The 8,608-nt window shown below is 65.1% G+C and carries 9 protein-coding genes and 1 tRNA gene; 5 read left to right on the top strand and 5 right to left on the bottom strand.

Annotated features, from left to right (window positions below; translation table 11 throughout):
* The 5 genes from WCZ84_RS12960 to gloB form a co-directional block, all read right to left on the bottom strand.
* Positions 1-748: beta-ketoacyl synthase N-terminal-like domain-containing protein (locus WCZ84_RS12960; RefSeq protein ID WP_372686697.1), on the bottom strand; the 748-nt coding region annotated here is incomplete at its 3' end.
* 28 nt (positions 749-776) lie between these two features.
* Positions 777-2,930, bottom strand: a complete 2,154-nt coding sequence (locus WCZ84_RS12965) for a 3-hydroxyacyl-CoA dehydrogenase NAD-binding domain-containing protein (RefSeq protein WP_372686698.1) — start codon at positions 2,928-2,930, stop codon at positions 777-779.
* A 138-nt stretch (positions 2,931-3,068) separates the two neighbouring features.
* Entirely contained in the window at positions 3,069-3,851 is a 783-nt protein-coding gene (fabI, locus tag WCZ84_RS12970) for an enoyl-ACP reductase FabI (protein WP_372686699.1), read from the bottom strand.
* A 17-nt stretch (positions 3,852-3,868) separates the two neighbouring features.
* Positions 3,869-5,206 carry a transglycosylase SLT domain-containing protein gene (locus WCZ84_RS12975; protein WP_372686700.1) on the bottom strand — a complete coding sequence of 446 codons (1,338 nt, stop codon included), beginning with the start codon at positions 5,204-5,206 and terminating at the stop codon, positions 3,869-3,871.
* Between the two features lie 7 nt (positions 5,207-5,213).
* Positions 5,214-6,026: a hydroxyacylglutathione hydrolase gene (gene gloB, locus WCZ84_RS12980; RefSeq protein WP_372686701.1), complete on the bottom strand. Its 813-nt coding sequence runs from the start codon at positions 6,024-6,026 to the stop codon at positions 5,214-5,216.
* A 14-nt stretch (positions 6,027-6,040) separates the two neighbouring features.
* Here gloB and WCZ84_RS12985 point away from each other — a divergent pair, with 14 nt between their 5' ends.
* The 5 genes from WCZ84_RS12985 to WCZ84_RS13005 form a co-directional block, all read left to right on the top strand.
* Entirely contained in the window at positions 6,041-6,811 is a 771-nt protein-coding gene (locus WCZ84_RS12985) for a class I SAM-dependent methyltransferase (protein ID WP_372686702.1), read from the top strand.
* Positions 6,804-7,253, top strand: coding sequence for a ribonuclease HI (gene rnhA, locus WCZ84_RS12990; RefSeq protein ID WP_372686703.1), 450 nt, complete (start codon positions 6,804-6,806; stop codon positions 7,251-7,253). Before WCZ84_RS12985 ends, rnhA begins: the two co-directional genes overlap by 8 nt.
* Before the next feature lie 3 nt (positions 7,254-7,256).
* Complete coding sequence (dnaQ, locus tag WCZ84_RS12995) at positions 7,257-7,973, top strand: DNA polymerase III subunit epsilon (RefSeq protein ID WP_372686704.1); 717 nt, start codon at positions 7,257-7,259, stop codon at positions 7,971-7,973.
* 68 nt (positions 7,974-8,041) lie between these two features.
* Positions 8,042-8,116, top strand: a tRNA-Val gene (locus WCZ84_RS13000).
* A gap of 298 nt (positions 8,117-8,414) precedes the next feature.
* Positions 8,415-8,608, top strand: a 194-nt coding sequence (locus tag WCZ84_RS13005) for an MmgE/PrpD family protein (RefSeq protein WP_372686705.1), incomplete at its 3' end; no start/stop codon positions are given.

The raw sequence follows: 8,608 nt of genomic DNA on the forward strand, positions 1-8,608 counted from the left end.
AGATCTGACTGGCGTTTGCGGCGGTCACCAGGCCGCCTTCCTGCAGCGGGGCCATCGCGCCAATGGCGCTGGCCGACGCGTCGAAGCGAATGCCTTCGTCGATTTCGTGCCGATCGTCCGTGGGCCGGCCCGCAGCGTCCAGAACGGGTAGTGGCAGGATTTCGGCGCTGAAGTGTCCCGCTTCCGTGGCGCCGGCCGCTCGACGATGACTCTCCAGAGCATAGACGTCCAGGTCCTCGCGCGTGAGCCCGTATTTTTTGGCCACCATTTCGGCGCCCACGAACTGGCTGAATATCTGGTGCTTGTAGCGCTCGAGGATCGTGCGGCTTTGATAGTGCCCGAGGCTGGCCTGTTGGGCGAGGTTCACGGGGCTGCCCATGGGGACACGGGTCATGGATTCGACACCCGCCGCAATCACCATGTCCATGGTGCCCGACATGACCGCCTGGGCCGCAAAATGCACGGCCTGCTGCGACGAGCCGCACTGGCGATCCACGCTGGTGCCGGGCACGGATTCGGGCAGGCACGAGGCCAGCACGGCGTTGCGGCCCACGTTGGTGGACTGTTCGCCGATCTGGCTGACGCAACCCATGATCACGTCGTCCACGGTGGCGGGATCCGCCTGCAGGTCGTCGATCAGGGCATCGATGATGCGGGCGGCCATCTCGACGGGATGCCAGCCTGCGAGCCGTCCTTTGCGCCGGCCCCCGGCCGTGCGTCGCGCGGCCACGATATAGGCTTGGTTCATGATAGGTTCCATTTTTGGGTTCGTGCCGTCAGGCGGGGTTGTGGAAGCGCTGGTTCAGCCGGGCCATGTCGCGCATCCGCGGGGTTGGGACATAGGCCGGGCCCAGGTGCGCCAAGCGCTGGCAGCGCCGGCCGACTTCGGCCAGCCCCAGCCAGTCTGCATAGCGCAGGGGCCCTCCGGCATGGGCCGGAAAGGTCAGCCCCAGCTGGACTGCGATATCGAGTTCGGCCGCTGTCCCCACGACGCCTTCTTCCAGGGCCTGGGCGGCCTCGATGACCATGGGCAGCATCAGCCGGTCTACGATGTCCTCGGGGGCGTGCATGCGGGCCCCCCGGGGCTGCAGGCTGGCCAGCAGCGTGCGCGCCTCGGGGCACGCGCGCCGCGGCACCGCGCCCGGCGCACCGCGTTCATAGACGTAGAAGCCCCGGCCATTCTTGCGCCCCAGGCGCCCGGCGCGCAGCAGGCAGCGTAGGGCGTCATCCTCGAATTGCGGCATGCGCTGCGGATAAGCCGCGGCAATGACGTCATTGACGTGGCTGCCGGTATCCAGGCCGATCACGTCTTCGAGGGCGGCGGGACCGATGGCCCAGCCGAATGATTCCATGACCTGATCGATCCGTTCAAAGTCTTCGCCGTCGGCGCTCAGCTGCAGGAAGCCGCTGATGTAGGCGGTCAGGATCCGGTTGACCAGGAAGCCGGCGCCGTCGGCGACCACAATGGGGGTCTTGCCCAGGCGCAGGGCGAAAGCGACTGCCGTGGCCACCCATGCGTCTGGCGTGTGACGGCCGCGCACCACTTCGACGAGTGGCATGCGCACCACCGGGTTGAAGAAATGCATCCCGATGAATTGCTGCGGCCGTTGCAAGGCCTCGGCGATCTCGTTGATGCGCAGGCTGGACGTGTTGCTGGCCAACAGGGTCGTGTCCGGCAGTTTGCCTTCGAGTTCGGACAGCACGGCCTGCTTGGCTTCGAGCCGCTCGACAATCGCTTCTATCAGGAGATCGACGTCATGCAGGGCGGCGGGCTGATCCACGAGGGTGAGCAAGGACCTTGCTTTTTGCTGCCCGGCCGCATCGAGCCGCCCTTGCCTGACCCGCAGGGCCAGCTGTTCCTCGAGCTGGGCGCCCGCGCGTTCGAGCGCGGACTCGGACGCATCGTAGAGCCGCGTGGGCACCCCGGCCAGCAGGCTCGTCAAGGCGATGCCACCGCCCATGATCCCGGCCCCGAGGATCCCGATCTGGCCGATGGTCTTGCCCTGCCGTGCGTGTTGCCGGGCGATCTTGCGCACCTGTTGCGTACCCAGGAACGTGCCGATCAGTGCGTCGGCTGCCTGGCTGCGGGCCAGGTCGCCGAATACGGCGGCTTCGCGTTGCAGGGCGTCGGCACGCGTCAGGCGGGCGCTGGCTGCCATGAGGTCGAGGAGGGTGGCCATGGCGGGCAGGTGCTGGCGGCTGAGCGCGCGCGCCTGTGCCACCAGGGGTTCCGGAGGAGTGGCTCCGGCCGGCACGGGGTCGCGTTTTCGGGCCTGGCGCGCCGCCCAGTCTTCAGGCCGCGCGATCAGGTCGCGCAACAGCGTGATGCCCGCCTCGCGCAGGCCGTCATCGGCCACCATCCGGTCGATCACGCCGGCGTCCAGGGCCGCTTGCGCTGAATGGTGCTGCCCTTGTGCGATCCAGTGGCAGGCCGTGTCCAGACCTGTGATGCGGGGCAGGCGGACGGTCCCGCCGTAGCCCGGATAAATGCCCAGGTTGACCTCGGGCAGGCCCAGTTGCGCCGAGGTGCCGGCTACCCGGCAGCTGGCGGCCAGGGCGAGCTCGAGACCGCCGCCCAGGGCGTAGCCGCGAATCAGCGCTACGGTGGGCACGGGCAGGTCTTCGAGCTGGGTGAACAGGTCTGCATTGCGGGCCAGCAGGGCCGTGATGTCGGCTGCGGGCTGTGCAAACCACGTTGTGAATTCCTGGATGTCGGCGCCGACGATAAAAGAGTCCTTGCCGCTGGTGATCAGCAAGCCCTTCAGATTGCCCTGGGCATGCAGGCATTGCGCGCAGCAGAGGGCGGCCTGGAATTCTTTGAGGGTGGCGGCATCCAGTTTGTTGACCGGTGCGCCTGCCCGATCGAAGCATAATTCGTGGATGCCGGGGTACTCGAGTGGGGTGAGCGTCAGACATTGACCTTTGAACACGCCTTGTCTCCTTCCGCTGCAATAGGGCAACCCGAGCGAGACTACCGCATGCCGGATGAATCCTCCCTACCCGTAACAGGGGGGCGCGCCGGCGCCCGCCCCCTGGTGGGTGGAAATGAGGGTCTCAGCCGACGGATCTCAGCCCATGCCCGGCACGGTATTCGAGAAGCCGCAGTCGACGTGCAGGATCTCGCCGGTGACGCCGGCAGCCAGGTCAGACAGCAAGAATGCAGCGGCATTGCCGACATCTTCTATGGTGACGTTGCGCCCCAGCGGAGACTGGGATTCCACATATTTGAGCATGTTGGAGAAATCGCGGATGCCGCTGGCCGCCAGCGTTTTGATGGGCCCGGCGGAGATGCCGTTGGCGCGCAGACCCCGCTTGCCCAGGGACTTGGCCAGATAGCGCACGCTGGCTTCGAGCGAGGCCTTGGCCAGGCCCATCATGTTGTAGTGGGGGATCGCCTTTTCGGCGCCCAGGTAGGTGAGGGTCAGGACGGAGCCGCCGCGCCCATCGAGCAGCGGCAGGGCGGCCTTGGCCAGTGCCGGGAAGCTGTAGGCCGAGATGTCGTGAGCCACCTGGAAGTTTTCGCGGGTCAGGCCATCGAGGAAATCCCCCTCGAGGGCCTCGCGCGGCGCGAAGCCGATGGAATGCACCAGGCCGTCCAGGCCGTCCCAGTGGCTGGCCAGGGTCGCCATGGCCGCGGCGATTTGGCCATCGTCGGCCACATCGCAGGGGATGACGATCTCGCTGCCCAGTTCGTTGGCAAAGCCTCGTACCCGGGACTCGAAGCGCTCGCCCACGTAGGTGAAGGCCAGATCCGCACCCTGCTGCCGGCAGGCCTGTGCAATCCCCCAGGCGATGGAACGGTTGGACAGTACCCCGGTGACGAGTATGCGTTTGCCTTGAAGAAAACCCATGGCTGTATCCTTTGCGATCATTGGTTGGCGGGTATCCGCAGCGGTTTGCCGGTCGCCAGCCTGGAATCCTTGAGATTGTTCAGCTCGCGCAGGGCGGCAACCGACGTGTTATAGCGTCTGGCCAGGGCGAACAGGGTGTCCCCCTTGCGTATGGTGTGGGTGCGTGGCGTGGCAGGCCGGGCAGGCGCGGATTGCGCATCTGCGATCAGGCGGGCGATGACGTCGGTCTGGCCGATGCTGCCGCCCGAGCGGATGGGCTCGGCCTGGCTGGGCACCAGCAGCGGCGTGGTGCCCGCCACGGTCTGGCGTGCACTCAGGCCGTTGACGCTGCGCAGCTGGCTGAGGGTGATGCCGTGCGCTTTGGCAATGGCCGCCAGGGACTGCCCCTTTCGGACGGGCACCAGCGTCCAGGTGGCCAGCGGACCATGGTGCGTATCCAGGTTGCGGTCGAAGGTGCTGACCTTATCCAGGGGCAGGTGCAACGGCGGGTTGTGCGCGCCCAGGATCAGGGGCTTGTTGAACGACGGATTGAGCGCCTGGAATTCTTCGAAAGGCATTTCGGCGAGCGCAGCCGCCACGGCCAGATCCATGTCGCGCGATTTGTGAACGGTGGTGAAATAGGGCGTATTGCCTACTTTGGGCAGGGTGACGCCGAATTTTTCCGGGCGTGCAATGATGTTCTTGATGGCCTGCAGCTTGGGCACGTAGTTGCGGGGCTCGTCGGGCAGGTCGAGCGTCAGGTAAGTGGGTTGCCGCGCGCCCTGTTTGCCGGCTTTTTCGATGGCTCTGCGCACGGCGCCTTCGCCCCAGTTGTAGGATGCCAGCGCCAGGTACCAGTCGCCCTGGAGGTCATACAGGTAGGCGAGGTAATCGAGCGCGGCCTGGGTGGATGCGACCGGGTCGCGGCGCAGATCGCGCCAGATGTCCTGCTGCAGGTTGTAATGCTGCCCGGTGCTGGGGATGAACTGCCACAGGCCCGATGCCTTGGAGCGCGACAAGGCGTTGGGATCATAGGCGGATTCCACGAATGGCAGCAGGGCCAGTTCGGTGGGCATGCCCCGCTGATCGAGTTCATCGACGATGTAGTACAGGTATTTGCCGGCCCGCTGGCTCATGAGCAGTACGGATTGCGGGTGGGAGGCGTAATAGTTCGTCCAGTAGGTGGCGCGCTCGTCGTTCAGGTTGGGGATGGCAAAACCACGGCGGATGCGGTCCCACATGTCGCGTGGCGGGTGCGTGAGATCGATGGTTCGCGAAGTGTCTTCGGCCACGTAGGCCTGCCGCCCGTCGTTTTGTGTGGCGCACCCTGCCAATATCGATAGCAGGGCCACGAACAGCCAGCGGGAAATCATCATGGCGCAATCATCTGAAATTGTTCTTCCATTCTCTCAGGGCTGCAAAGACGGCTACGTCTGTGTGGCCGCCCACCCCCGTGTGCTGCTGCACGGCCTTTTGCACGGCCGCCACCCGCACCCGCAGGAACGGATTGGTGTCGTGCTCTTGTGCCAGCCTGGAGGGCACCGTGGGCAAGCCTTTGGCGCGCAGCCTGTCGGTTTCGGCGGCCCGCGCCTGCAAGGCCGTGTTGTGCGGTTCGACGTGCAGAGCCCAACGGATGTTGGATTGCGTGTATTCGTGCGCACAGCAGACCAGGGTGTCGCTCGGCAAGCCACTTATTTTATCCAAGGATGCCAGCATTTGTGCGGGCGTGCCTTCGAATACGCGCCCGCAGCCCACTGCAAACAGCGTATCCCCGCAGAAAACGACGGGACCCTGGGTATCCAGGTGGCCGAAATAAGCGATATGGCCGGCGGTGTGGCCGGGGACATCCAGCACCTTGAATTGCAACCCGGTGGCCGGCAACGTCACGGTATCGCCCTCGGCCAGGCGGCGGTCGCAGACCGGCAGGGCTTCGTTGCGCGGACCATAGACGGTGGCCCCCGTTCGTTGCTGCAGCGCCGGCACGCCACCCGTGTGGTCGTGGTGGTGGTGGGTGATCAGGATGGCTTCGAGCGTAAGCCCGAGTGCGCCCAGACGAGCCAGGACGGGGTCGGCCTCGCCGGGATCCACCACAACAGCGTGGCCATTTTTTTGTACCATCCAGATATAGTTGTCGGATAGGGCAGGGATGGGGTCGAGCATGCCAGGTATAAGATGAAAGGTTTCGCGGGGTTTCATGGCCGGAGGCTGCAATGACAGCCAGACGGGCTACGCCGATCGAGTTGGCAGAGTGGCTGGATACGCCCCCGGGGCAGTACGTGCGCGCTTGGGAACAACGCCAGGTGGATGCCATGGTGGGCAACGCATTTGGCTATCATGCCATACAAATTGGCCTGCCGCACTGGGACTTGCTGCAGGCCAACCGCATGCCGCACAAGGTCTGGGCGCACAGCCCCGACGCGCCCTATGGCACACGGGCGGGGCGCCTGATCTGCGAGCCCGAACAGCTGCCCTTCGATGCCCAGAGCGTCGATTTGCTGGTCATGCCGCACACGCTCGAGTGGTGCCAGGATCCGCACCAGGTGTTGCGCGAAGTCGAACGGGTCCTGGTGCCCGAAGGGCGCGTCGTCCTCACGGGCTTCAACCCTTGCAGCCTGTGGGGGGTGCGCGAGTCCTTGCCAGGGCTGGCCCTGCAGCTGCCCATTCCGGTGCCCTTGCAGGTGTCGCTGCGACGCCTCAAGGATTGGTTCAAACTGCTCTCCTTCGAGGTCGATCGAGGGCGCTTTGGCTGTTATGTGCCGCTGTGCACGACCCAAGCCTGGCTGCAGCGCTGGCATTTCCTGGAACACGCCGGCGATCGCTGGTGGCCGGCTGCGGGGGCGGTATACGCCGTGGCGGCCGTGAAGCGCGTGGCGGCCATGCATCTGGTCGGGCCGGTCTGGCGCCAGTCTTCACGGCGCAAGGCCCGCCGTGCTACTGTGGCGCCCGTCACCCATCAGACCAACAGGAAGGCGGATGTCTGAATCTTGCGTGGAAATCTGGACCGACGGCGCTTGCAAGGGCAATCCGGGGCCCGGCGGCTGGGGCGTATTGATGCGCCACGGCCAGCACGAGAAAACCTTGCGTGGCGGCGAGCACGGGACCACCAACAACCGCATGGAATTGCTTGCGGTCATTCGCGCTCTGCAGGCCCTGAAGCGCCCCTGCACCGTCATCCTGCATACGGACTCCACCTATGTGCACAAGGGGATGACGGAATGGTTGCCCGCGTGGAAACAGCGCCAGTGGCGCACGGCCAGCCGTCAGCCGGTCAAGAACGCGGATCTGTGGCAGGAACTCGATGCCTTGGCGGCGCGTCATGATCTGCACTGGCGCTGGGTCCGGGGGCATGTGGGCGAACCGGGCAATGAGCGTGCGGACGCCTTGGCCAACCAGGGTGTGGAAGAATTGCTGAAACGAGGCTGAACCATGCGACAAGTGATCATGGATACCGAAACCACGGGCCTGGATCCCGACGAGGGACACCGGATCGTCGAGCTCGGTTGCGTGGAAATCATCAACCGGCGCATCACGCGCCATACCCTGCACCTGTATCTGAATCCGGATCGGGACAGCGACCCGGGTGCGCTCCAGGTGCACGGCCTGACCACCGAGTTTCTGTCCGAGCATCCCCGCTTTCCCGAGGTGGCCCACCAGTTGGTGGATTTCGTGCGCGGCGCCGAGGTGATCATCCACAATGCACCGTTCGACGTGAAGTTTCTGGATGCCGAACTGGCGCGCGCCGGGCAACCCCGCTTTGCCGAATTGTGCGACCAGATCACCGACTCGCTGCAGGTCGCGCGCGACCTGTTCCCGGGCAAGCGCAACAACCTGGACGCGCTGTGCGAACGCTTTGGCGTCTCGAATGCACACCGGACGCTGCATGGCGCCCTGCTGGATTCCGAATTGCTGGGCGAAGTCTGGTTGGCCATGACGCGGGGGCAGGACTCGCTGCTCGAGGGCATGGCCGAGGTGGACGGCCATGACGCACACCTCCAGCGGGTGGCCTCCGGCCGCATCGATGCGGGCAGGCTGCAGGTGATCGCGCTGACGGATCACGACCTGGCGGCGCACGAAGCCTACCTCGATGCGCTGGAGAAGGACAATGGCAAACCCAGCCTCTGGCGCAGCCTGGAGGCCCGGTGAAAGCGTGTATAATCGTTGGTCTTTCCAACAGGCTGCTGGCCGCCTTCGGCGCCGGGCAGCGTCCAGTTGGGCGGTTAGCTCAGTGGTAGAGCACTGCCTTCACACGGCAGGGGTCACTGGTTCGAACCCAGTACCGCCCACCACGTTCATCCAGGTGTATCGCATCCCCGCCGGGGCGGCCTGATCCGCCCCCCACGCACGCGGGGTCTGTGCGCATCGTGCGATGCGGTGCCGCCGCTGCCGCGCCCCCATCTGCCGTCTTCTGGCACGTTAATACGGACAATTCACGCGATCTACGATCCTTGTCGAGTATCGGCACGGCGTTTCGATGAATCACGCGACCTCGCGTGGTTGACATGATTTGTCCGCTCATTTATATTGTCCATACAAATAACATAAAATGCAGGGGAGAGCGGCCTCCGGCCCATCATCGAATACGCCATGAATCAAGCAGACTCCGGCTTCTCCGAGACCCAGATCTCGAATCGAATCGCAGAATTTGCTGCCGGCCTTTCCCTGGATCACGTTCCGTCAGAGGTCATCGACTACGCCCGTCATCTGGTGCTGGATGCCGTGGGTTGTGCGCTGGCGGCCCGGCCCGAAGCGTTCGCACACGTGTATTCAGCCGCTATTAC

It is taken from the genome of Castellaniella sp., assembly GCF_041675725.1.
In the GTDB taxonomy this organism is placed as follows: Bacteria; Pseudomonadota; Gammaproteobacteria; order Burkholderiales; family Burkholderiaceae_B; genus Castellaniella.

Excerpts from the sequence above, each read along its gene's own strand:
- fabI (WP_372686699.1), bottom strand. The coding sequence starts at position 3,851 with ATGGGTTTTCTTCAAGGCAAACGCATACTCGTCACCGGGGTACTGTCC.
- WCZ84_RS12975 (WP_372686700.1), bottom strand. The coding sequence starts at position 5,206 with ATGATGATTTCCCGCTGGCTGTTCGTGGCCCTGCTATCGATATTGGCA.
- gloB (WP_372686701.1), bottom strand. The coding sequence starts at position 6,026 with ATGAAACCCCGCGAAACCTTTCATCTTATACCTGGCATGCTCGACCCC.
- WCZ84_RS12985 (WP_372686702.1), top strand. The coding sequence starts at position 6,041 with ATGACAGCCAGACGGGCTACGCCGATCGAGTTGGCAGAGTGGCTGGAT.
- rnhA (WP_372686703.1), top strand. The coding sequence starts at position 6,804 with ATGTCTGAATCTTGCGTGGAAATCTGGACCGACGGCGCTTGCAAGGGC.
- dnaQ (WP_372686704.1), top strand. The coding sequence starts at position 7,257 with ATGCGACAAGTGATCATGGATACCGAAACCACGGGCCTGGATCCCGAC.